The 24,078-nt window shown below is 59.7% G+C and carries 19 protein-coding genes and 1 pseudogene; 9 read left to right on the top strand and 11 right to left on the bottom strand.

What is annotated here, in order from left to right:
- Window positions 1–160: 160 nt before the first annotated feature.
- Window positions 161–1,243: a substrate-binding domain-containing protein gene (locus tag WN982_RS08905; protein ID WP_341315341.1), complete on the top strand. Its 1,083-nt coding sequence runs from the start codon at window positions 161–163 to the stop codon at window positions 1,241–1,243.
- Between the two features lie 55 nt (window positions 1,244–1,298).
- On the opposite strand, the pseudogene WN982_RS08900 reads toward WN982_RS08905, so the two are convergent.
- A pseudogene (locus tag WN982_RS08900) lies at window positions 1,299–1,415 on the bottom strand (IS3 family transposase); the annotation flags it as partial.
- A gap of 262 nt (window positions 1,416–1,677) precedes the next feature.
- On the opposite strand from WN982_RS08900, the gene WN982_RS08895 reads away from it, so the two are divergent.
- From WN982_RS08895 to WN982_RS08880, 4 genes are all read left to right on the top strand, one after another.
- Window positions 1,678–2,625 (top strand): 3-keto-5-aminohexanoate cleavage protein, encoded by a 948-nt coding sequence (locus tag WN982_RS08895; RefSeq protein WP_341315340.1) that lies wholly within the window; start codon window positions 1,678–1,680, stop codon window positions 2,623–2,625.
- Between the two features lie 114 nt (window positions 2,626–2,739).
- A complete protein-coding gene (locus tag WN982_RS08890; RefSeq protein ID WP_341315339.1) occupies window positions 2,740–3,249 on the top strand; it encodes a nuclear transport factor 2 family protein in 510 nt (169 codons plus the stop codon).
- Between the two features lie 94 nt (window positions 3,250–3,343).
- A complete protein-coding gene (locus tag WN982_RS08885) occupies window positions 3,344–4,456 on the top strand; it encodes a Gfo/Idh/MocA family oxidoreductase (protein ID WP_341315338.1) in 1,113 nt (370 codons plus the stop codon).
- Window positions 4,457–4,685: 229 nt separating this feature from the next.
- On the top strand, window positions 4,686–4,922 hold the full coding sequence (locus WN982_RS08880; protein WP_341315337.1) for a hypothetical protein: 237 nt from the start codon (window positions 4,686–4,688) through the stop codon (window positions 4,920–4,922).
- Between the two features lie 78 nt (window positions 4,923–5,000).
- Here WN982_RS08880 and WN982_RS08875 read toward each other — a convergent pair whose 3' ends face one another.
- Complete coding sequence (locus WN982_RS08875; RefSeq protein WP_341315336.1) at window positions 5,001–5,507, bottom strand: MarR family transcriptional regulator; 507 nt, start codon at window positions 5,505–5,507, stop codon at window positions 5,001–5,003.
- Between the two features lie 366 nt (window positions 5,508–5,873).
- On the opposite strand from WN982_RS08875, the gene WN982_RS08870 reads away from it, so the two are divergent.
- A complete protein-coding gene (locus WN982_RS08870) occupies window positions 5,874–7,619 on the top strand; it encodes an FAD-binding protein (RefSeq protein WP_341315335.1) in 1,746 nt (581 codons plus the stop codon).
- A 124-nt stretch (window positions 7,620–7,743) separates the two neighbouring features.
- Here the strand turns inward: WN982_RS08870 and WN982_RS08865 are convergent, their stop codons facing one another.
- From WN982_RS08865 to WN982_RS08855, 3 genes are all read right to left on the bottom strand, one after another.
- On the bottom strand, window positions 7,744–8,283 hold the full coding sequence (locus WN982_RS08865; protein ID WP_341315334.1) for a MarR family transcriptional regulator: 540 nt from the start codon (window positions 8,281–8,283) through the stop codon (window positions 7,744–7,746).
- A 238-nt stretch (window positions 8,284–8,521) separates the two neighbouring features.
- A complete protein-coding gene (locus WN982_RS08860) occupies window positions 8,522–9,289 on the bottom strand; it encodes a glucose 1-dehydrogenase (protein ID WP_341315333.1) in 768 nt (255 codons plus the stop codon).
- A 16-nt stretch (window positions 9,290–9,305) separates the two neighbouring features.
- Window positions 9,306–9,689: a nuclear transport factor 2 family protein gene (locus WN982_RS08855; protein WP_341315332.1), complete on the bottom strand. Its 384-nt coding sequence runs from the start codon at window positions 9,687–9,689 to the stop codon at window positions 9,306–9,308.
- 544 nt (window positions 9,690–10,233) lie between these two features.
- Here WN982_RS08855 and WN982_RS08850 point away from each other — a divergent pair.
- The gene (locus tag WN982_RS08850; RefSeq protein ID WP_341315331.1) at window positions 10,234–11,199 is read left to right on the top strand and encodes an alpha/beta hydrolase; all 966 of its coding nucleotides are present in this window, start codon (window positions 10,234–10,236) and stop codon (window positions 11,197–11,199) included.
- Between the two features lie 130 nt (window positions 11,200–11,329).
- Here the strand turns inward: WN982_RS08850 and WN982_RS08845 are convergent, their stop codons facing one another.
- From WN982_RS08845 to WN982_RS08820, 6 genes are all read right to left on the bottom strand, one after another.
- Entirely contained in the window at window positions 11,330–12,397 is a 1,068-nt protein-coding gene (locus WN982_RS08845; protein WP_341315330.1) for a porin, read from the bottom strand.
- A gap of 254 nt (window positions 12,398–12,651) precedes the next feature.
- Window positions 12,652–13,650 carry an ABC transporter permease gene (locus tag WN982_RS08840; protein ID WP_341315329.1) on the bottom strand — a complete coding sequence of 333 codons (999 nt, stop codon included), beginning with the start codon at window positions 13,648–13,650 and terminating at the stop codon, window positions 12,652–12,654.
- 29 nt (window positions 13,651–13,679) lie between these two features.
- Window positions 13,680–16,157, bottom strand: coding sequence for an ATP-binding cassette domain-containing protein (locus WN982_RS08835; RefSeq protein ID WP_341315328.1), 2,478 nt, complete (start codon window positions 16,155–16,157; stop codon window positions 13,680–13,682).
- A 695-nt stretch (window positions 16,158–16,852) separates the two neighbouring features.
- Complete coding sequence (locus WN982_RS08830) at window positions 16,853–17,953, bottom strand: Gfo/Idh/MocA family oxidoreductase (RefSeq protein ID WP_341315327.1); 1,101 nt, start codon at window positions 17,951–17,953, stop codon at window positions 16,853–16,855.
- A 33-nt stretch (window positions 17,954–17,986) separates the two neighbouring features.
- Window positions 17,987–19,033 (bottom strand): homogentisate 1,2-dioxygenase, encoded by a 1,047-nt coding sequence (locus WN982_RS08825; RefSeq protein ID WP_341315326.1) that lies wholly within the window; start codon window positions 19,031–19,033, stop codon window positions 17,987–17,989.
- A gap of 239 nt (window positions 19,034–19,272) precedes the next feature.
- Window positions 19,273–19,812, bottom strand: coding sequence for a MarR family transcriptional regulator (locus WN982_RS08820; RefSeq protein WP_341315325.1), 540 nt, complete (start codon window positions 19,810–19,812; stop codon window positions 19,273–19,275).
- A gap of 319 nt (window positions 19,813–20,131) precedes the next feature.
- Here WN982_RS08820 and WN982_RS08815 point away from each other — a divergent pair, with 319 nt between their 5' ends.
- Window positions 20,132–23,089 carry a molybdopterin-dependent oxidoreductase gene (locus WN982_RS08815; protein ID WP_341315324.1) on the top strand — a complete coding sequence of 986 codons (2,958 nt, stop codon included), beginning with the start codon at window positions 20,132–20,134 and terminating at the stop codon, window positions 23,087–23,089.
- Window positions 23,059–23,931 (top strand): 4Fe-4S dicluster domain-containing protein, encoded by an 873-nt coding sequence (locus WN982_RS08810; RefSeq protein ID WP_341315323.1) that lies wholly within the window; start codon window positions 23,059–23,061, stop codon window positions 23,929–23,931. The genes WN982_RS08815 and WN982_RS08810 overlap by 31 nt, the downstream gene beginning before the upstream one ends.
- Window positions 23,932–24,078 lie beyond the last annotated feature (147 nt).

The following is a 24,078-nucleotide window of genomic DNA, read 5'->3' as shown; positions in this document are numbered from 1 at the left end:
TCATCCATCACCCACGGCGAGGATCACCATGTTCTTCAAGCTTCGCGTATTGCAAGCTGCAGTGCAAAAACAGCAAAGTCCGTTCGTTGCGCAAGAGACTATGCCCGCTCATCAGTGCGGCCTCAAGAATCGGCGCGATCTTCGATTCTGGCGAGGGAAGATGCTCGTCTCGATTACGCAAATAAGCGCCAGCCTGCTTCTTGCCACGGGTTTGATCTGTACCCCTGCCCACGCGGCGGGAGATTCCATCACGAACCATCAAGGCGACATCACGCCGATGTGCGGCACGAAGCCGATGATCGTCGGCGTGTCGGACGGCTACGGCGGCAATACGTGGCGCAAGACCGGCCTCGCGGAAGTCAAGGACGAGCTCAGTCGGTGCAAGAACGTCACGCGGGTTATCTACAGCAATGCCAACGGCGATCCGCAGAAGGCGAATTCCGACATCAACAGCATGGTCGCGCAGGGCATCAACGTCCTCATTCTGCTTCCTGACTTCGGCGCGGTGCAGCTTCCCGCCATGCGGGCGGCCATGAAGGCGGGCGTCGCGGTCGTCCCGTACTCGGCTCAGATGGCGGGCACACCTGGCCGTGACTATGTCGTCAATGTGGTGGGCGATACGCAGCAGATCGGTGTCCTGTGGGCCGACTGGCTCGGAACCACGCTGAAGAAGGGGAATGTCGTGTTCATGGGTGGATCGCCCGGAGCGACCACCTCGCAAAACTTCATGGACGGTCTGAAAGGCGGACTCAAGAAATACCCGGATCTGAAGTTGCTCAACGAGCAGTACATCGTGACGAACTGGAATCCCGTCGACGCCCAGAAGGCCACCGTCGGTCTTATCGCGCAGTATCCGAAGATTGACGCCATCGTGACGGATGGCGGCGAAACCGCGCTGGCCGCTGTAAAGGCATTCGAGCAGGCTCACCTTCCGGTCCCCGCCATCGCGACTATCGCAAGCGACAACCAGGTGAATTGCCACTATATGTCGGCGAAGCAGTCGGGCAAGCCCTATCCCTATTACACGCTCGACGGCACGACGACTTACGTCCGCTTTGCCGTGCGGCAGGGTGTAGCGGCCTATCAGGGAACGGTAAACAAGGAGTCGCCGTCGATTCTGCCCTTTGCCTACGCCGATAGTGCCAAGGGCCTCGATCCGAAGTGCGATCCGTCCGCTCCGCCGGACGCCGACCTCACCTCCGCGCTCCCGCCGCAGAAGCTGAAGGCCGTGTTCGAGCGTTGATCGCTAAAAACGAGTCACAAACGAACAGCATTCCCTGCCGCAGATCGATAAAGCCACGAACGATGGCCTTATCCAGCGCGAAGTCCGCCACGAGCCGCGTGGGCTTCGCGCTTTTTTCCTCGAACTGCCTCCTGCGCCTTACCTCCGAGGGCGACAGGCCTCCGAATTTCGTCCCAAGCACGACCTCCTGGTCGCAGTAGGGCCGTCGCTCACGGGCCATTCCCCAGGGCATTCCCCAGGTTCCTTGACTTATTTAATTCTACGACGCATCATTCGATATAAATCTATTGTGCGTGGAATTATCTTGGTGCACACGATCTGATTGCGGGAGGGGTCTGCTTTTCCGGCGCGACCCGCCAAAACCTCTCCAGTTTGGTTGCCGTGGGTTCGGAAGATTTGCGAGCCTAAATTCACTACCTGTGTCGAGGATCATCATGGTCGAAAAACTGTCTCTCTGGGAAGCCGCCAAACGCGAAATGGAGGAGTACCAGTTCATTGCCGGAGCCGAGCTGCAACCCAAGTGGGACGTGTCGGACAAGATTGCGATCAATGCCGCCGTATCGGGGCGCTTTGAGAGCGCCACGTCGCTCGCGGAGTATGTGGATGCCGCCTCGAGCGTCATCGAAGCCGGCGCCTGCGGCGTGCACATCGACTTTTCGTTCATGACCGACGAGAAGGGGCGGCGCCTCGACCGTGACATCCCGCCAGTTGAGGCATATTCCGCCGTTCTCGAGCCGCTGCGCTCGCGCTTTGGCAACGACTTCGTGCCGAATCTGAACGTCCTCAACGGCTCGACATTCGATGAGTGTGTGAGCCCCGCGCGCGCAGGTCTGACCGAAGTCGCACCGTGCGCGCCGGGTCATCCGGAAGCCTTCATGGTGCCGGCCATCACGGAGCTCGAGGCAACCGGCGTCAAGCCGGAACTGGCCGTCCACAGCTCCGGCGAGATCGAGCTCGCGAAGCGCAAACTGATCGATACCGGCATTCTCAAGAAGCCCTACAACTGGCTGATTCTCTACGGTCTGCCGTTCAACGTCGGTCGCACGCTGGTGTCCGGCACGTGGGTGAGCGATGCCCAGGACATGACGCGCCACATGTTCCTGATGGTCGACCAGATCCGCAAGATCGATCCGACGTCGGTCATCAGCGTCTGTGCGGCAGGTCGCGCGACGCTCTATATGACCACCCTTGCCACCATGATGGGCCTGCATATCCGGATCGGCACTGAAGACACGCCGTGGAAGTACCCGAACAGCGACGAGCGCCTCAAGGACAATCTGGAGATGTTCAACATGGCGCGCGACATCGCCGGCCTGCTCGGACGCAAGCCGGCCTCGGCCAATGAATACCGGGCGCTGGTCGGCAAGCCGGCCCGGAATTAAAAACATAGCGCGGCCATGACCGCGCAAGCGGACAGCGGTGCAGGCACGACGGGAGTGGGCAATCGTGCTCTGCACCCGAGTTCAGCCGCGACGATCCAATCAAGGAGACCGAAATTGGAAACGAAACTTCAGCAGCTACTGGATGAAGCGGAGATTCGCCGCGTTCATATCCGTTATTGCCGCGGCATCGATCGGATGGACTGGGATCTCGTGCGGTCGTGTTATCACCCGGATGCGATCGACAGGCACGGTGCGTACAACGGAGGCGTGGAAGGTTTCATCGACTGGGCAGCCGAGTTGTTGCCGAGCTTCGAATCGACGCAGCACTTCACCGGCAACCAGTATGTCGAGGTGCACGGCGATGTGGCGTTCGCGGAACACTATGCGCAGGCCAGCCACCGCACGAAACCCGACGGCGACAAGCCAGCGATGGATTGGGTGGTGAACATTCGCTACGTGGACCGCATGGAGCGGCGCAACGGTGAATGGCGCATTGCCGATCGGGTGGTCGTGCTCGACTCGCAGCGATCGGACCCGGTTCCCGGGGATATGGCACTGCTCGAAAATTCCAATGTCGGGCGCCGTGACAAGGAGGATCCGTCGTACAAGTACCAGATCGTATGACGGCTCCGCCAGTGTCTGTGGCTGGCTCCAGAGGACCAACCTTTGAGATCAGGCGCTCAAGGTTACTGCGGTTACCTAAAGGTTAGAGGAAGCAATGGAAAGAAAATATCGTGTCGGTATCGTCGGCCTGAGCCCAGGACGCGGCTGGGCGGCGACAGCCCATATTCCGGCCTTGCGGGCCTTGTCCGACGTCTTTGAGCTCGCCGGCGTGGCGAACACGAGCCTCGCGAGCGCGCAGGCAGCGGCCGCCGAGTTCGACATCCCGCAAGCATTCGAAAGTGCCGCTGCGCTGGCCGCATCGCCGGACATCGACATCGTCGTCGTCACCGTCAAGGTTCAGCACCACAAGGAAGTCGTCACGGCGGCTCTGCAGGCAGGCAAGAGCGTGTACAGCGAATGGCCGCTCGGCAACGGGCTCGAAGAAACCATCGCGCTTGCCGAACTCGCGCGCGAGAAAAAGGCATTGGCCGTCGTTGGCGCGCAGGCGATCGCCTCCCCCGAAGTGCAGTTCCTGCGCAAGCTCGTCTCGGACGGCAAGATCGGCAATGTCCTTTCTTCGACGTACGTGGGTTCGGGTTTCAGCTGGGGCGACGACATCCTGCAAGGTGACGCCTACGCCATGGACAACCGGAACGGCGCCACACTGCTTTCCGTGATCGGGGGGCACGCGATTTCGGCAATTGATGCCGTCCTCGGCAATATCGAACAGATCGGCGCGGTGCTCTCTCAACGCAGGCAAACCGTGCGCATCATCGAGACGGGCGAAACCGTCGAAATGAAAACGCCCGACCACCTCATGGCGAACGCGATTCTGCGCTCCGGAGCGCCGCTGTCGTTGCAACTCCGCGGTGGCGTGCCGCGTGGGACGAAGCTGCTGTGGGAGATCAACGGAAGCGAGGGCGATCTGCGTGTCACCGCGAGGAATGAATACGTCCCGGCGGTCAACATCTCGCCCTTGCGCGTCGAGTTCGGACGCAAAGGCCAGAACGGCTACGAGGAACTCGACGTCCCGGATCCCTTCCCGATCGATGCCGGCGATGCCGTTGCCGCGCGCAATGTCGCGGGCGTTTACCGGTTGCTCGCCGATGACCTGCGCCATGGCACCCGCACGGCGCCCAGCTTCGATCACGCACGCGCACTTCACGAAGTGCTCTATGCAATCGAGCAGTCGAGTGAAACGGGCAATCGGATCAAGGTGAGCAAGTAACAAGTGAGTGCGGCTCTCGTATGCGCCGCACTCGCACATGACACGCGTAGACAGGAGTATGCGCCCATCCTAACCATGGTCGGCCGGGGCTGGGCGCCAAGCGATGCAGGCAGGTTGCAGGTGTTGGTCCTGACTGGCCTCGCGGCGGACGTGAACGTCCATTTAGTGAGCGAGGCCGGTCAGTTGGTTGTAGTCACGCGATCAAGGCGAGCGTGATAAGGAGAAGATCATGGCTAGCGCAGGAAAGTCGTTGCACTCGATGGTGGAACACTGGCTTGCTCCCACCTCGATGGACACGGTGCATGTGGTCGAATTCAAGAACCAGCGTGCGAGGCGGCAATGTTACGTGTGCGTCGAAGCACGCAGGGCCGCCGGAACCGCGGCCATGTTCTTCTTTCGCCACAAGGACGGACTCTGGTGTATTTTCCCGCCATGCCGGGAGCGCCCGTCCATGCGCGTGGCGTGAGCGCGCGCCGCCGTTGGCCGCACGACGATCAGCAATGCTCCCAACGACGTCGTCGTCGTGCCAACGACCGGCCGGCAGCTAGTCGATCACGGAGTCGCCCTGAGACATCTGGGTCAGGTTGTCTTCGATCTGGTGCATGACTTTCCAGAAAACCCGGAGATCTTTTGCCGAGATGCCTTCGAGCGAAGCCGAAATCATCTCGGTGAGCTCAGGCAGCATTTCGTCGACAAGGCGTCGTCCTTCATCCTGCAGGCTGACGTAGTATTTTCTTCTGTCCTTGGGGTCGCGTGTGCGTCGCACGAGATTGCGCTTTTCCATGCTATCGAGCGCCGGTACGGCCGTGGTCGATGCAATGCCGACCCGCTTGCTGAGTTCGAGCTGGTTCATCTCGCCACGTTCGGCCAGAACCCGAAGATAGAACCAGTGCGCAACCGAAACGCCCTCCTTGTCCAGCAGCTTCTGGCCTTGGGCGTCGTAGAGACGGTATATCGTGCGTGCCATCCACGGCACGGTTCGGCCGCGGTCGTCAAAAACGTCTGAGCGCTGACCGCCCGGCACGTCCAGCCCCTCGAGCGCATCGTGCATTGCATTCGAACTCAATTTTGACATTGGCTATTCCTCAACTGGGGCCACACGGCCGGCAACGCACGAACCAGGCATGTGCAGCAAGCGTCATGCTCTCGATACAGGGAATTCCCTGGAACTCTTGACTTTGTTCACCCTAGAACACATCATTCGATATAAATCGATACTACAAAGCATTATCTCTTTGAAGATAATCCGCTTCGCGAGGATTATACAGCATGCGCAAAATGGATGTGCACGCGCCCCGCTGCAGCGCGGACCCGCCAGCGTTGATCGACAGGATGGCCGGCCTATCGTACATGGCGCGTGCACTGGCCGGCAATGTCCCGGCATACCTTCCGGGACCTCTCAAACAGGACAAGCGCTATGGGTACTGATATGACGGCAAGCTGGGATTTCGAGGTCGACGTCATTATTCTGGGAGCGGGTGCAGGCGGCATGTCGGCGACCATTGTGTCGAAAAACGAGGGGCTCAAGCCGCTCCTGCTGGAGAAGACGGACCAGGTTGGCGGCACCTCCGCCTGGTCGGTCGGCATGATGTGGTTCGTAGATAGCACGCCGATGCAGGAGGCGGGCTTTCAGGATTCCATCGAGAAAGCACGTCGATACTTTGCGGCGACTGTCGGCACCACCGTGGGTAGTCCGCTTCAGGAAAGCTACATCACCCAGGGCCGGGTCGCACTGGACTATCTGGTCGGCCATTCCGAACTCAAGGTGATGGCGGTCCATTATCCGGACTACTATCCGGAGTCCGATGGCGGCATGTTCGGGCGGGCTCACGCCCCGCTCGAGTTCGACGGGCGCTTGCTCGGTCCGCGCTTTAAGGACCTGCGGGCACCGCTGCCGGCATTCGCTCCCTTTGGCGGCATGATGCTCGACCTTCTGGATTTGAACCACTTCTTGTCCTTCACGCGCTCGTTCAAGTCGTTCTCGCATGTCGTGAAGCGCTTCCTGCGCTACGGCAAAGACCGCCTGAGCTATCATCGCGGCACCCGCCTCGTGGGCGGTAATGCGCTCATTGCGCGCCTGTACAAGACGATCCTCGATGAGCAGATTCCGGTTTGGCTTGGCGCGCATGCAACGCGGCTCATCACCGAGAATGGCGCCGTGATCGGTGCCGAAGTGACGCGCGATGGCCGCACGTCTCGCGTACGCGCACACCGCGGCGTCATTATTGCGACCGGCGGCTACAGCGGTAACCTCGAAATGCGCCGCGAGCATTCTCGTCAGCCGACGGTCGGACTCGGCCTCGGCTTGCCGAGCAATGTCGGCGAAGGAATTCGACTCGGAGTTTCAGTCGGCGGCCGGCTCGATCACAACGCGCGCGACACGGGTTACTACGTGCCGATTTCGCAATACCGGAATGAAAAAGGCAATACGCTGTGGGGTCACTTCATGCTGGATCGGCCCAAGCCCGGTTTCATTGCAGTGAACAAGGAAGGCAATCGCTTCACCAATGAAGCCGCGTCATACCACGCCTTCACCCAGGGAATGTTCGACGCCGGCGCGATCCCTGCGTTTCTGGTCGCCGACGCAGCAGCCGTGAAGAAGTACGGCATTGGCGTCATCCTGCCGGGCATGTCGCTGCGTCGCTATGAGGAGTCGGGCTATCTCTATAGCGGCGAGACACTCGCGGAGCTCGCCGCCAAGGCTGGCATCGATGCCGCCGGGCTCGCGCGCAGCGTTGTACGCAACAACCGCTTCGCGGAGACCGGGGTCGACGAGGAATTCGGCAAGGGCGCGTCGGCCTACAACACCTACAAAGGCGACCCCACTCACACCCCGAACCCGTGTATCGGCCCGATCGCGAAGGGACCGTTCTATGCAGTCAAGCTGATGCCGGGAGACTTCGGCACCAGCCGCGGTCTCGTGACGGGCCCCAACGGCGAAGTCCTGGACAACAACGACCGTCCGATTCCCGGCATCTTTGCATGCGGCAACGACATGAACTCGCCTGTTGGCGGCCACTACATCGGTGCAGGCATTACACTGGGACCGGCGATCACGTTTGGTTACCTGGCCGCAATGGCGCTGGCAAAGCTTAGTCAGTCAGGGGCCGGCCCTGCTTCCATGGCCGCTTCTTCGGCGGCCCAGAATATTGCTCAAACCTGATAGCTCCGCTGCCGGAATCAGGCAGCGCACCGCAAAATCTGGTTCTCGAAAGCGGCACTGCATACGCATCGGTCGTCAATCACCCGAGTGCAGAGTCTTCGCTGCGGTCGACGCTCGCGATCAGTCAGTCGACGACCGTGTCGCCTTGGGCCATCTGAAACAGGTTTGCTTCGATCTGGTGCATGACCTTCCAGAAGACGCGCATGTCCTTCTGCGAGATTCCCTCGAGTGACACCGAAATCATGTCGGTAAGCTCGGGCAGCATTTCGTCGACGAGGCGCTTGCCTTCGTCCTGTAGCTTGACGAAATACTTTCGCCTGTCGTTTGGATCGCGCACCCTTTTCACCAGGCCGCGCTTTTCCAGATAGTCGAGCGCGGGTACCGCGGTCGTCGACGCGATGCCCACGCGCTTACTGAGCTCGAGTTGATTGATCTCGCCGCGTTCGGCCAGTACACGAAGGTAGTACCAGTACGCAATCGGAATAGTTTCCCTGTCGAGGAGCTTCTGCGCTTGAGCATCGTAAAGTCGGTGTACCGTTCGCGCGATCCACGGAATGGTTCTGCCGCGATCATCAAATACATCTGATGGTCTCTTCGTTGTTGCCTCTACTAACTTCGGAGCGGTGGTGGCTGCCTTGACTGCAGACGAATTGGATTTGGGCATTCACTCATTCCTCAGCATGGCATCGAGCCATCGGTCGGTACTATCTGTTCAAATTGATTCAACCAAAGAGAAATCATACAACAGGTTTAGCACGGCCTCTATGGACGGCGGGAGGAGAAACGACTGAGACCCGCGAATACGGCTTCGGCTGCAGCAACGGCACGCCCGAATGTCCGGAGAGTTCCGTGGGCCGCCCGTCCATGAGTGACAGGACGGCCGCATCAAGCGCACAGCAGCATCAAATGGCGAGGAATCCCCCATCGACCGCCAACTCGGCTCCCGTCACGAAGGATGCCTTATCCGAAAGAAGCCAAACGGCGGCGGCAGCAATCTCCTCCGGAACGCCGATTCTTCCCAGCGGGTGACTGGCTCGAAGCTTCTCGATCAAATCGGCAAATTGCGGATCGGACACCAACGCGTGAACCATTGGCGTGTCCACCGCGCCCGGGAGGATGGCGTTGACGCGGATATGTTTGTCGCCGTAGTCGGCCGCTGCGCCTTTTGTCACCCCTAGTACTCCGCCCTTGGAGCCACAGTAGTCCGCCGCACTGCGCACCGCCACGCGGCCCAGCGTGGAGGAAGTATTGACGATGGAGCCGCCACCCGTCGGCAGCATGGCACGTATCTCATGCTTCATGCAAAAGAACACGCCGTCGTAGTTGACTGACTGAATTCGGCGCCATTGCTCGGCAGTCAGTTCGTGTAGCAGAACGTTCGTCTGGGAAAAGCCGGCATTGTTGAATGCGCCATCGAGCCGCCCATACTTGCGCAATGCCGCAGCCACGAGCGCTTCGACCTGCTCTTCATCGGCTACGTTCGTTGCTACAAAGATTGCATCGCTGCCTGCGCGTCGAACCGCCGAGACTGTCTCCTCTCCCGCCGCACCAACAATATCCGCGACAACAACGCGGGCCCCCGCCACGGAGCATGCCAGCGCCGCTGCACGCCCGATACCCGAACCGCCGCCGGTGACGATGATGGTCTTTCCTTCGAGATCGCGATTCATTTCTTCGCCCCGTAGATCAACTCGCGAACAGCGGAGAAATATCGACGTAGATGCGGCATTCATCAATCAACCTGTCCTGCAACTTCCAGATCGTCACGGCCGGAATCGTCAGTGTCGACCCGTCCTTGCGTGTGTAAGTCACCGATATTTGCGAAACAATGACATCCTCGAACGCCCATACGTTGAGGAGTTGATGCTTGATGCCCGCAAGTTGATTCAGGAAATTCTGTGAAGCCGCAGCAGCATTTGCCCGACCGATGACAGGATCGCTATTCGCAAAGACGAAGGTACAGTTCTCGGTCAAACAGTTCGCGAATCCCTGCTCGTCCATCGAATCGATCGCTTCATAAACCTTTGAAACAAACTCGATTGCTGCTGTGGGTGTTTGCGTCAACAACATCGTGAATCGTCTCCTTGATGATGATTGGGTCCATCACAACTGCCGATGTGAAGCATTGCCTGCGCGAAGCGCCCCGGGTAATTCCATCGCCAATTATACGTCATCAATTTATGCGATATAGAATAAATATTCCGGGGAGGATATGAGATTTCCCACGGAGTCCGCAAGGGGTTCATTCCCTTCCGGGTTTTGCGCCAACTGTGTTCGCCTGCGCGCCGGCCGTGGCCCAGTCCAGCGTGACACCGTGTGGCGCCATCGACGACGTCATTGGCTATCGGTCGAGTCACGCGTCGCGCGGCTTGACCTCCAACGGATATTCGGACAGTTCATCGCCGCAACGCACCACCTCCTGACGGATGCAAATCGTTCTACGCGCGAAACGAAGCTTCTCATTTACGCGACTTGTCACTTCATTGCCCCAATGGCCAAATGACGTCTATGATTTCAACTGATCCGCTGCTGCCGGCGAGCGCCGTTGTCGATAGCGATGAGCAGCGGCAGTGATTGGCATGACGAACAATCTATCCGGTTAGAGGAACTGACCATGCAAACTTCATCCACCGGCAATCTGTCGAGCACCTTCGTCGTGACACACCCGCTTGATCCTGAAGACGGGAAGATCACTGAGGCAATGCGCGCCATGACCCGTTCCGACAAAGGCATGCGGTTGGGAATCGAGTGGCGTGGCGCGTTCGATGCGATGATGGAACGTGTATCGCCGCACAAGGGCGTGACGTTCGAATCCGGCTCGGTCGGCGGCATTCCTGGGCTCTGGGTCAAACCTGAAAATAGTCGGCCTGACGAAGCGATACTCCATTTGCACGGTGGTTGGTTTCACTTTGGATCCGCCAACGCATTCCGTCACCTTGTCGCCCAAATCGCCGCGAGGAGCGGCGTAAAGGCCTTCGTGCCGGATTATCGGTTGGCGCCCGAACATCCTTTCCCCGCTGCAGTGGATGACGTGCTGTCCTGCTATCTTGGGCTCGACGAGAGCGGCATTTCCCGGATCGCGGTTACCGGCGACTCGGCGGGCGGCAATCTTGCCCTGATCCTCGCGTCGCGCATCGCCAGCGGAGAAGTCGCCGCGAAGGCGACACTTGTGGGCGCGGTCGCGTTGTCACCCGTGACGGATTTGACGCTCTCCGGCCCGACGTACGAATCGCGCGCGGATGCCGATCCAATTTTCACGCGCGCGCAGGCATCGGAGCTCGTCCATACCTACTTGCGAGACGCTGACCCCAAACATCCACTGGCTTCGCCACTCCACGCGCCCGTGACCGGCCTGCCGCCCGTCCGCGTTCACGTGGGAAACGACGAAGTACTCCTGGACGATTCGCGTCTATACGTCCAGCGCGCTGTCGCCGCGGGCGTCGATGCACGAGTCGATGTCTGGATGGGCATGCCACACGGATTCTATGGCAGTGTCGGGACCCTGAAGGCCTCGACACAGACTCTCGATGCCATCGGCACGTTTCTTACGGAGAGACTGCAGTCGGGTAGCGGTTCGTGAACCCGCACCCGCGTGGGTTGATCGACCGGGGACGTCGCCACATGACAGACCATGCCGGCGCCCCGGATCGTTACCTTGCGAACGTCGCGCCGATTGACTGCCGGTCGCGCGTCAAGGTCACCAATTGCACTCAGAAGAAGTGCATGATGCCGAGGTAGCCACCTTGCTGATTGTGGCCCGGCAGCGGCAGGGAATCGGTCGTTTCAACCGGGAACGCGGACTGTTTGCCGTTGAACATTGCTCCAAGGGTCAGGTAGAGGAATGTCCGTTTTGACAGGTTGTAGGTGGTGCCGATGGCACCGAGATTGCCCACTCCACCTCCATGATTCACGTTACCGTGATACCAGCCGGCCTGGAGCGAGAGCGCAGGGGTAGCCTGATACGAGGCGCCGACCCACTCCTGCTGGCTGCGTGTGGCGGCGTACGGGTTAAACGTAGTGGCGACCGTGTCCTGTCCGGATGAGACCAGTTGCTGATAGCCCGTGTAGAACTTGACCTGGCCCAACGTGTAGGTGACACCGGCCATGTATACCCGGGACGCGGCGTACAGGTCTGAAAATTTGCCCTTGGAATCGCGGAGTTCTTCATATACGCCGTACGCAGCGAAGCTGGCGGCCGTGTATTGTGCGCTCGCACTGAACTCGCGACCGCCACGGAAGTTGCCGGCCTGGTTCCCGAAACCATCCTGAAGGCGGAAGGAGAAACCGCCCCAGTTAGGTGAGTTGTAGGTGACCACGTTGGATCGCGGCCCCCACGCTCTGCCGAACGCGAAGTTGGCAATACCGGTGCCAACCTGCTCTCCCAGCGGGTCAATGTACCAGCCGGTTTCGTCGGCCAGGCTCATGGCCTCGCCGAACCAGATGCTTCCGTATTTCTCGTGGGCCAGGCCCACATACGCATCGCGGACAAAGAGCCCGTTATTAAAAATCTGGCCGTTTCCGGACGAAAACAGGCTTTCGAGTTTAAAGACCGCATGCACGCCGCCGCCGAGGTCTTCATCGCCTTTCAGGCCAAACCAGCTGTACCCGTACTGATTGCTGCCGAATCGGAAATTGCTCTTTGACTGGCCGTTCGTCGCCACATTCGTCACGAAGTCGAGGCCGGACGCAACACGCCCATACAGGGTTACAGAGCTCTGTGCGTTCGCATTGCAGATCCCGATGGCTGTCAAAGCCGCAAATAATGTCAGTTTTTTCATTTTTCAATCCTGAACGAAAAATAATCTCCATGGATAAAGCGAAGGCCTCTTTCCGGGCCACACCGTGCAGAATCCGCCGTCTTGCCGCTGATTAGCACAGATAGACCGTAGGGCCTTTCAATCGCCCGACTCGACCTCTGGCGCAAACCAGAATCGAACAAAACAAACAATCGCATTACTAATTACAAACCGGCAATTTTCAGATCTGGTCAATACGCGTCCGCCGGCGGCATGGCGGACGCGGCACAAAACGACTACCCCCTTGACTTGCGAATTGTTCGCAGAAGTTCCGGTAGATGACGTACCGTTGTCGCCAGAAGAATCGCGCAAGCCTGAACGAGGAGCTGAATAGCTGGGCCTGCGCCAAGCGCCAGCACGAGCTGACCGAGTTGCGCCATGAACAATGCGGCCACGGCACTCGCAACGACACTGCCTCTGCCGCCCGTGAACGGCGTGCCCCCGACCACCACGGCCGCGATCGCCGGCAGGAGATAGTCGTTACCGGACGTCTGCGACGCGCTTCCGATGAATCCGGCGAGCAGCATGCCCGCCGCGCAAAAGCAAACGGCGGACGCGAGGTACGCCCCAATCCTGTACTTCAGCACGGCAACGCCTGCGGCTTCGGCCGCGCGCGGGTTCACCCCGACGGCGACGAACCTGCGCCCTACCGTGGTCTTGCGGGTAATGATCCACGCGGTCGTCACGAACGCGAGGGCGAACCAGACGTTGGCCGGAAGCCCAAGGAACTGGGCGTGCGAAATGGTTTGCATGACGGTCGGAACGTCCACCGGAACGTTACCGGTCAACGAGCGCGCGCAACCAATCAGCAGCGCGTTGACGGCAAGCGTCGCCACTAGCGGCGTAATCGCGACCCTCGAGATGAGCGCACCGTTGATGATTCCGACGATCCCGCCGATACAGACCGTAAAAATGACGGCGAGGACGATGGAATTGAACGCGAATCCCGTTCTGGCCATGACAATGCCCGCGAGCGAAACCATACCGATTGCCGACATGTCCAGCCCGCGCTGCTGGATAACCAGCGTTTGGCCCGTCGCGACGATTGCAAGAATGCCGGCGAACGGAAGCATGGCCAGGATCGAGCCTCGCGTCATCGTGCCCGGCGCGACGATGGAACTGCAAACGAAGAGCAGGATCAGCCCGACCCAGATCCATGAGAATTCATCAACCGCGGGTAGCCGTGCCGGCTTTACTTTTGATTTCGACGTAGAGGGCTCAAGGAATTCCGACATAACTTCCGCCTGATTGTGCGTTGCGTTTCTCATTTCGCCACCACCATTTCTCTGCTCTTGGAATAGAGCGCGACTGACGTGAGGATCATCCCGCCCAGGAGATACGACTGCCACGAGTCCCCGATATCGAGGAACGAGGTGACGACGTTCACCTGAATGATGAGGAGCGCACCCAGCAGTGAACCGACAAAGGAGCCGCGTCCGCCAAACAGGCTCGCGCCGCCGATCACTACCGCTGCGACGCTTCCGAGCGTGTAGTTAATACCGGCGCTGGGGTCGCCCGTGCCAACCTGCGCCATCATGGGCACGGCAGCGACGCCCGCAAGGAACGAACACCCCATGTACGCGGCGAGCGCCGTCAGTTGCGGGCGGGCACCGGACATACGCGCGGCTTCGAAGCGGGAGCCCACGCCGCGCAGCGTGAGACCGGCCCTTGACTTGAACAACGCGATTTCGAGCACCACGGCAAGCACGATTGCCACGATCACGATAATGGGCATGACGCCGAGCTGCGCACTGATCGACTCCGCAATGGAATCCGCAATCAGGCCACCCGGAACCGGGCGCAGGAGCAGCGACACCGCCTGAAGCGCCATGTACGTCGCGAGTGTCGCTACCATCGGATGCAACCGGAACGGACCCACCAGCATCCAGTTCACGAGTCCGACGGCGAGGGCGACGAGCAACACGATCCCCCATCCCGAGAGCTGATGAGCCAACGAGGCGCCATCATTCAGGAAGAACGACTGTATGACAACGATGAGCCCCATGAGCGGCCCAACCGAAAGATCGATCCCGCCAACCAGCATGAGCATCTGTTGCCCGTATGCGACGATGGCCAGTGTCGCCACGAGCGCCAGCATGCCGCTCAAGTTTCGCGCAGAAAGGTAGGCTGGGTTGACGTGCGCCGCATACAAGCCGAGCGCACAGACCGCGACGGCAAGCATCACCAGCGGCGCCCAATCCCCAGCAGCCCACTTCCAGAGCCCGGAGGTCCGGGAAGCGTCCTTTTCCCGCTCAGTCGTTGCGGTCAGGACGGCAGACGTGATGTTGTTCTCACTGACGGCGTTCTCGCCCAATTCCTTGACGACATGTCCGCGCGAGAAGATGAGCACGCGATCACAGAGTCCCGCCACCTCGTGCGCATCCGACGAAACGACGATCACGGCTGCACCTGCAGCTGCAGCCTCGCGAAGCACCTTGTAGATTTCCATCCGCGCGCCAATGTCCACGCCCTGGGTCGGCTCGTCGACCAGCAACACCTTGGGATGACTGGCGAGCACACTCGCCAGCACAAGCTTCTGCTGGTTACCGCCCGACAGGGTCCGAATAGGCGTGTCGACGGACGGCGTCTTGACAGCGAATCGCGTCACGGCATCTCTCGCGCGCTTTGCTTCGCTGCGCTGGCTCACCCACCCTTTGATGGAATCGAATGGCAGACTGCGGAGCGAAAAATTCTCGCGCACCGACAATTCGCCGAAAATGCCCTCGCGATGACGGTCGCCCGGCAGATAACGGATGCCCGAACCGGCGGCAGCCTGCGAGTTGTGAAGCTTCGCGGGAACGCCGGCCACCGTGACGCTGCCGCGGCTTCGCGTTTGTCCTGCGAGAGCCCGCATGAACTCTCGCTGGCCATTGCCGTCGATCCCCGCAAGACCAACAATCTCGCCTTTCCTGATCCGAACCGATATGTCGGTAAAGCCGACACCACGCAGCTTTGTCACGTCGAGAACGACGCTTGCACCGCTATTGTTACCCTTGGCCGGGAAGTCGCGGTCGAGCGCGCCGCCAACGATCAGTTCGACGATTTCCTGTTCGCTGAGGCCCGCGGCCTCATAGGTGCCCTGGCCCTGCCCGTCGCGAAGCACCGTCAGGCGATGCGCAATTCTCTGCACCTCGCGGATCCGGTGCGAGATATAAACGACCGAACAACCCGAAGCCGTTATCTTGCGGATGCGCTCGAACAGACGGTCGACGTCTTCCGTCAACAGATGTTCGGTCGGTTCGTCGAGAACCAGAACCTTGGGCTTTGCAGCAAGCGCTTTGACAATTTCGACGATGAACCTCTGCTCGGGGCCCAAGCTCACCACGCGCTCGCTCGCATCGATCGCAACATCGTCGCTCCATTGCTTCAGGAGCCCGCGTGCCCATTGCGCAACCTCCATCAAGGACGGACGTTGCTCGGCAGGCACGCCGAGATAGAGGTTTTCCGCTACGGTCAGGTCGGGCATAAGCGCCGGTTCCTGCCGTACGATAGCCAACCCCAACCGGCGTGCCTGCTCCGTGTCGCCTCGCGTTTCCGTGCCGTCGATCACGACGCGCCCTTGCTCCGGAACGAGGGCGCCCGACGCAACGGCCATCAGCGTGGACTTGCCTGCCCCGTTCTCGCCCACGAGACCGTGCACCTCGCCCTCGACCACCGAGAACGTTACGTTGTCGAGCGCCCTGACTCCGGGGAATATCTTGGTGACACCATCGACCTGCAGCAGCGTTTTCTGGTCATTCATGATTCATCTCAAGCAATTGTTGTGCAAATACTTCCTTGAGCTTGTCGGCAGGAAGCGCGGAGGAGAGCCAGCATCAGGCGGAGCGGTTCAAACGTTTCACGACGCGCCTATTGCTTTCATTGATCTGTTGTACGAAATATTGAAAAGTGAATTTGCACCTGATTTCTTGTTCTTTTTATCTATCTGCGTCCAGAGTTATTATGAAAAATCTTAATTCCGAAAGTGGATGAGGATTGATAGCCTCGACAGCGGAATGCAATAGCTCGAAAATAAACAGAGGAATACGGGCAGCGTACCCTCGCGCACATCATTTCGAATACGATGATTCAAGACGCGATTGATTTATATCGAATGATGTGTTTTAGAACGACCAAAGTCAAGAACCTTAGGGAATCTCCCTACCCATGCCGCATGGGCCGTGGATGTCACAAGGGTGTCGTCTGAAAGCGGCCCGCGACTGCGAATGGCGATGCCGCAACTGACTGCGCGACGCTTGTTCGCTGCAGTCCGTGCTGGCCTGATTCTTCTTGAGCGTGGTGCAATGCAAAGACGGACGAACCCGCCAGCAGTGTTACTGGCGGGTCGTCGAGCAGATCGGTGTCGCTGAGAATCAACGTTGCGATGTATGGTTGCCGCTGGCAACACGATAGACGGCGATCGGCGTGTCAATGGACCCGATCGCAGACCTCAACAGATCAGTCGATTCGCACCCGCTTGCGGGTCTGATCTGATCTCTCGATGGCATCAATCACCTTATGAAGGGCCACAGCGTCATCGAAATCAGGGGCAGTGCTGGTCCCGTGAACCAGGTCCTCGGCCATCTGCCGATAGATGGCCGCCACATTCCGCGCAATGACCGTATCCACGAAATCGGATTTCGCAGCCTCGACCTCGCGATACCCCTGCTCGCCCTTGCGGCCCGCCTCCACGCGCAATGGCGCGATGTTGATGACGGGATACTGGTCATGCGCAGCGGTAATGCGCAGATCACCCGCCGTTCCGTTGATCTCCCACAGCAGCTGCGTGCCGCGCGGCAGGCCCCCGCGGAGCTCCAGCGACAACGGTGCGCCCGACTTCAAAACGGCATTAACCATCACATGATCGTGTGTTCGCATCGGGATCGTGTCGCCTGTCTCGACGATGCGCACGGTCTTGCGGCGCTGCGACACCACACCCTCCACGTCGTCAACGGGGCCGAGCACACTTTGCACGGCAGCAAGTGCATGCCCGCCAATGATCCTCAGCAAGGTTGCGCCGTTGGCCGCATCCATCGCGTACGAGTCACCGCGCGTGACTTCGTCACCCCAGGTAGGACCGCAGCCGAGGTAGGTCGACGACAACACCTCGCCCACGTGTCCGTCGGCCACGAGCTTGCGGACGAGTTCGACTTCGGGCGACGCGGTGGCCTGGGTGCCCACCACTGCCCGTGCCGGGCTCTCCCTGGCGAGATCTGCAAGCTCGATCGCTTCTGCAAGGCCGTTGCCGAGCGGCCACTCACAGTAGACATGCTTGCCCGCCGCCAAAGCCGCGGCGACAACTTCACGATGGTGCGGAACTTTGACCGTGACGGCCAGGACGTCGATATCCGGGGAGGCCACGAGCTCCGCCACGTTCTCGAACGCGCGCGGAATGCCAAAGGCAGCAGCGGCCGCCTTTGCGCTCGCGAGACTCGTGTTTGCCACGCCGGCGGCCTCGAATACGTCGGACAACGCACGCAACGCAGGAATATGCGCTGCGGTGCCCCAACCACGCTGCGCGCTCACTCCCACGATTCCTACTCGAAAACGTTTTTTCATTGCATCCTCGAAATATGCGTCACGTCACGCCGGTCATTTACCCACACTCGGGTGCGGCCGGTATTGGCCCGTCTCCATCAACTCCGAAGCGGCAAGGGCCTTCGGTGTCCAACGCAGCGTCGCGCGTGTTTCCAGCAACCAGGCCTGATAGCCCTCAGGAACGTCCTCCGAGGGCCCGTGGTGGATGACCCCCTTTGGCACACAGGTCAAGGTGCCAGGTTCCGAACACCCGCCCCAAGCGCCGGGGCCCCGCACGTAACAGATCACTTCGTCGAAGTCGGCGTTGATGTGAACCGGTGGCCGCCCCCCGGGACGCGCGCTGAGGTTGAACATCAGAATGTCGCCCGTGCTCGATGACAGAAACTGGCTAGGCGGACCACCCTCAGGCAGGTAGGCGTGAACCTGGATATTGGCCAGATTCAGCTTCCACACCGGGACGGACTCCGACAAGCACACGCCAAGCGCAAGCGGATCATGCGGCATCGTGAAGACCGTGTTCTCGGTGTCGAGGGTTTTCAGCACCAGCCGCGTTGGGCCGCCGGCCGGCATGGCGGAGTCGATTTCGGCAAACTTGAGATCCCGCGCAACGTTGAGCAGGCCACTTGGCGCGGGCGGCGCGAGCTTCAGGGCCGCAGGACTCTCGACGATGATGCTTCGCATAGCATCGCCCGTCGGTGCATAGCGATACGCGACAGATCGGGGAATGCAGACGAAGTCTCCTTCCGTCGCCGTGAGACAGCCCACGTCCGTTTCGAACCTTACCGTGCCGGATTGGATGAAATGAATCTCGTCCGCTTCGACATTGCGCACTACATACGGCATGGGCTTGCGCCGCCCCGACACATGCAGCTTGACGCCGAGCCTGGAAGTCGCCACGGTGGTCGGAAGGGCCTCAGGGTCGTCCTGATCGTCAGGCGTCAAGCGCTCAAGGACGGCGCGCCGCGGTGCGTGCGGCCCCTGCACGGAAAGATAATCAGGCGCATATGTCGGCCGGGTCACAACTGACAGCGCACCCTGGAATCCGTCACGGCTCCAGAGTTGCACCAGGGGGGGGCCTGCATCATGCGTTTTGCCACTCATTTGTCCACCTCCTTCGTTCTCTAACACCGCTTCCGCCGCCTCTCACTTTCGCTGGCCGACGTCGGCAAGTAACGTCCATCACCCTAAGGCACATCATTTTCCTGCGATGATCGCACAAAGGATAGATTTATATCGAATGATGTGTTGCAGAACAAATCAAGTCAAGAGCACCAGGGAATTCCCCATGCAGATCTCGGGCGACAACGCACGTTGCAAACGTAATTATCTTTTCGAGGCCGTCAGTCCAAGGCCGCATCGTCCTTGGACATCTGAATCAGATTTTTCTCGATCTGGTGCGCGACCTTCCAGAACACCCGCATGTCCCGCGAGGAAATTCCGTCGAGCGAGGCGGAGTGTATGTCCGTGAACTCCGGCAATATGTCGTCGACCAGGCGTCTACCCTCTTCCTTAAGACTGACGTAATATTTTCTTCGATCCTTAGGATCCCGGATCCTTTGCACCAGCCCGCGCTTCTCCAGGTTGTCAAGTGCCGGCACCGCGGTCGTCGAGGCTATCCCCACTCGCTTGCTTAATTCGAGCTGATTCAACTCGCCGCGCTCGGCCAGTACGCGGAGGTAATACCAATACGAAATGGCAAGGTTTTCCTTATCTAGAACTTTCTGGCCCTGTGCATCATAGAGCCGGTGCACCGTCCTGGCCATCCACGGCACAGTTCGGCCACGCTCATCAAATAGTTCGGGTGACAACTTCGCGGCTGCCTCGCCTGACGGTTCGCGATCCAAAGTTGCCTTGGCGGCGCTGGGATTCGACTTGGACATTGCCTGATTCCTTTATAGATGGGCCAACCGGGCAAATTTCCGGGCCCCGAACAAACGGTAGTCAGGGCATACCCCACCACAGGAGCCCTTGACTTTGTTTATACCAAACAGCATCATTCGATACAGGTTTATTTTTTAAGGTATCATTGCCTTACAAATGATCCGCTATAGTTACGATCATACAACGTGACCGACCGCTGCGTCGCGCTGCTCCGCAAAATTCGCTCATCAGGGGCAATTCGGAACAACCTGGACCGGTGCCTGAACGGCAGTCGTTGCGTCCAATCAAAGCACAGTTCTGCTCAGGGATGACATTCTCATGCAGCGAAAAATCCTTGTACTTATCCTCTGGCTCATGCCGACCGTCCTGCGTATTGCGGCCCGCAAGTTTCCTGCCGTGCGAGCGCATCTCGCCACAGGAAGTGGAGTCATCCAGCTACGGCTCAGAGACAACAGTCTCGCGAGGCAACTCCATTTCAAAGACGGCAGCGTGTCCGGACGCTGGGGAGTGTGCGCCAAGCCCGACGCAGAGCTCGTCTTCATGGACGTCGCGACAGCGCACAAGATGCTCGCGCCGAAAACGGATCATGCGTTCCTGATCGATGCGCTCAAGAACTTCAAGATCACGCAGGGCGGAAGCGACCAGAAGCTCGTGTGGTTCGGCCAACTCGTCAACACAATGAAGACGGCTGCGTGGCGCAAGGGCATGCCGATGAAGGACGGAACCACGCGTTACGTCACGCTCACCAATGGCGGACCCGTGTTCGTCTTCGTCAAGGACGACAAGATCGTTCGCACCACGCCCATCGATCTCGAAGAGGACGATGGACCGAGCTGGAGTATCACGGCAAGAGGCCGCCGGCTTTCGCCGGCACGGCGCGCGACGGTCAGTCCGCACGCGCTCTCCCTGAAATCGCTCGTGTACTCCGACAAGCGCCTCCTCTATCCGATGAAGCGCGTCGACTTTGACCCCAACGGCGAGCGCAATCCCCAGAATCGCGGGATCTCGGGCTATGAACGCATCAGCTGGGACGAAGCGCTCGATATTGTCGCCGGAGAAATTCGCCGCATGAAGAAGGACTACGGCCCCGGATCCATAGCCATGGTCACGGGCGCACACCACCAGTGGGGGAACATCAACTACTACCTGAGCGCGATGCTGCGCTTCGGTAACCTGATCGGCTTTACCCGCGTCGAACCGAGTCCGATCAGTTGGGAAGGCTGGTATTGGGGGGCCATGCATCACTACGGCAACAGCCTGCGCCTGGGCACGCCGAGCTTTTACGGCACGATCGAGGATTGTCTTCAGCATGCCGAGGTCATCGTGTTCTGGTCGAGCGATCCCGAATCGACCAATGGTGTCTATGGCGGATTCGAAGGCACCGAACGGCGGCTATGGGCCAAGCAGCTCGGCATCGAGTTCGTGCATATCGATCCTTATCTGACGCATTCCGCGCAGTTCCTTGGCGGGAAATGGCTGCCGATCAAACCCGGCTCCGACTCGGCGCTCGCGATCGCCATCATGCACGAATGGATGGTTAGCGGCAGCTACGATAAGGAGTACGTTGCATCGAATACGACGGGCTTTGACGAATGGAGCGCTTACGTCCTCGGCAAAGAGGACGGCGTACCCAAGACGCCGGAGTGGCAAGAAGCGGAAACCGGCGTGCCCGCCAAGGATGTGCGCAGTCTGGCGAAGTTATGGGCGTCAAAGAAGACTTATCTCGCGGCTGGCGGCCTGGGCGCAGGCTTTGGTGGCGCATGCCGCACCGAGACGGGTGCTCAATGGGCGCGAAGCGTCGTCATGATGATGGCGATGCAGGGATGGGGGAAACCGGGGATCAATTTCGGCAATTTGCAGATTGGTGCACCGCAGGACCTCAATTTTTACTTCCCCGGGTACGCCGAGGGCGGAATCTCAGGCGATTTGAACAACACTGCGAGCGCGGCCAACAACTACTGCCGCATGCCTCATATCATCACGATCAATCCGGTGAAGCAGTCCGTCCCCCGGCAACGGCTTGCCGAAGCCATCGTGGAGGGACACGCGGAAGGCTATGCGTGGGACGGCTTCTCGATCGAGGGGCAATTTGCCCAATACTCGTATCCGAGGCCGGGCCATTCCCGCATCCACATGCTGTACCGCTACGGCTCGTCATCGTTCGGCACGACTCCGGGATCGAACAGGCTTGTTGAAGCGTATCGTCACTCATCCCTGGAGTTCATCGTCAACCAGTCGATCTGGATGGAGAACGAGGCCCAGTTCGCAGACGTCATTCTGCCTGCTTGCACCGCGCTCGAACGTGATGACATCGCCGAATGGGCCAATTGCGGCGGCTACATCCAGCATGCGCAGAGCCAGCTCAATCACCGTATGGTGATCATGCAACACAAATGCATCGAACCCCTCGGCGAATCGAAGTCGGACTATCAGATCTTTCTGGATATCATGACAAGGCTTGGATACGGTGGCATGTTTTCGGAAGGTGGTTGCTCCGAACTGGCGTGGTGCGAGCGAATGTTCAACTCCACGGACCTGCCGAAGCAAACCACCTGGAAGAAGTTCCTGCAAAAGGGCTATCACGTCGTTCCCCCTCCTTCGGACAATGACAAGCCACCCGTCGACATGCGCTGGTTCGCTGAGGGGCGGCCCAAGGATTTGCCGGAAGCGAACCCGCTTCCCGGCGTGTATTCGAAAGCGTTCGGTGAGGGACTCCCCACCCAGTCGGGCAAGTTCGAGTTCGTACCGTCGAGCCTGCGTCGCATTGAGAAGATTGATCCCGCAAGGCCGGCCGTCAACCGATACATAAACCGCGCCAGCGCCGCGAAACAACCGTTTCCGCTGCAGCTCGTCACCAACCATCCGGTCTACAGCTTCCATACGCATGCGGACGGAAAGAACAGTCACGTCAGCACAATCGACGAACACCGGATGGAGGTCGGCGGATATCGATATTGGGTTCTGCGAATGAATCGCCGGGATGCCGAGACTCGAGGCATACAGCGCGGCGATCTGGTTCGTGTCCACAACGCGCAGGCGTCGGTCATCTGTGCCGTGGATGTTTCGCAGCTCGTCAAGGCGGGAGTGGCGCGCGGCAACGAGTCGTGTGCCGAGCTCGACCTGATCGAGACTTCGGTGGGCCTGGTCGATCGCGGAGGCTGTCTCAATCTCCTGACGCCGGGTGGAAAAATGAGTCCGACTGCGGACGGGATCATGCCTAATACTTGCTGGGTGGAGGTGGAAAAATGGGACTCGACACTCGAGAAAGCAGCGTGAGCGGCTGGGCGCTGGTCGTTGACGTTTCACTCTGCATCAATTGCAGAAATTGCGTCCTCGCGACCAAGGACGAGTACGCCGGCAATGCCTTTCCGGGCTATTCGGCGCCCCATCCGCCGGAAGGGCTCGAAACGATCCGGATCGAACGCCACGTTCGCGGAGAAGGCTCGCTGGTCGATGTCACCTATATCCCGAAGACCTGTAATCACTGTGACAACGCCCCCTGCGTTAAAGCAGCCTCGGACGGCGCGATCTACAAGCGGCCGGACGGCGTCGTCGTGATCGACCCGGTCAAGTCGCATGGCCGGCGCGATCTGGTCGGGACATGCCCTTACGGCATGATCGAATGGAATGAACAGGAACAGGTGCCGCAGAACTGGAACTTCGACGCTCACCTGCTCGATGCCGGCTGGAAAGAGCCACGCTGCGCGCAGGCCTGCCCTACCAAGGCGATCCGTGCGTTGAATGTCGTGGACGCCCAATTGGCGGAAATGGTCGAGAAAGAGCACCTGTCAGTCATTAGCCCCGAGTTCGGCACCAAGCCGCGCGTCTTCTACAAGAATCTGGACGATGCGCTCAGCCATCTGGTGGCAGGCAATGTCTGCGAAGACCTGGGTGGCGGTCAACTGCGTAATCTGGAGGGTGCCGAAGTTATCCTGCGTGACTCCTCCGATGGTAGCGAACGCGCAACCAGGACCGACCATTTCGGCGACTTTCGATTCTCTGGGCTGGTTGCGCCGTCCTCGCGCATCGAGTTGCGGGTAAGAAAGGACGGGACGGAAAAGGTCCTCGCTACAAGAGACCGCACTGGGAGCGTCAACCTCGGCACACTGCTCTGTTGAAACCAGGTCTCTAATCCGCGAGGGCCGCGTCGTCCCACGCGGACTCGGACGCAGCGTCGAGCGCGATATCCGGATTGCGACTAGCGGTATTGACGAGGATTTCTGCAAGGAATCCTCCGCATACAACCTCTACACGGGGGAACCGTT

Source organism: Paraburkholderia sp. IMGN_8 (assembly GCF_038050405.1).
Classification (GTDB): domain Bacteria; phylum Pseudomonadota; class Gammaproteobacteria; order Burkholderiales; family Burkholderiaceae; genus Paraburkholderia.
This window is presented reverse-complemented; position numbering and strand designations above follow the sequence as displayed.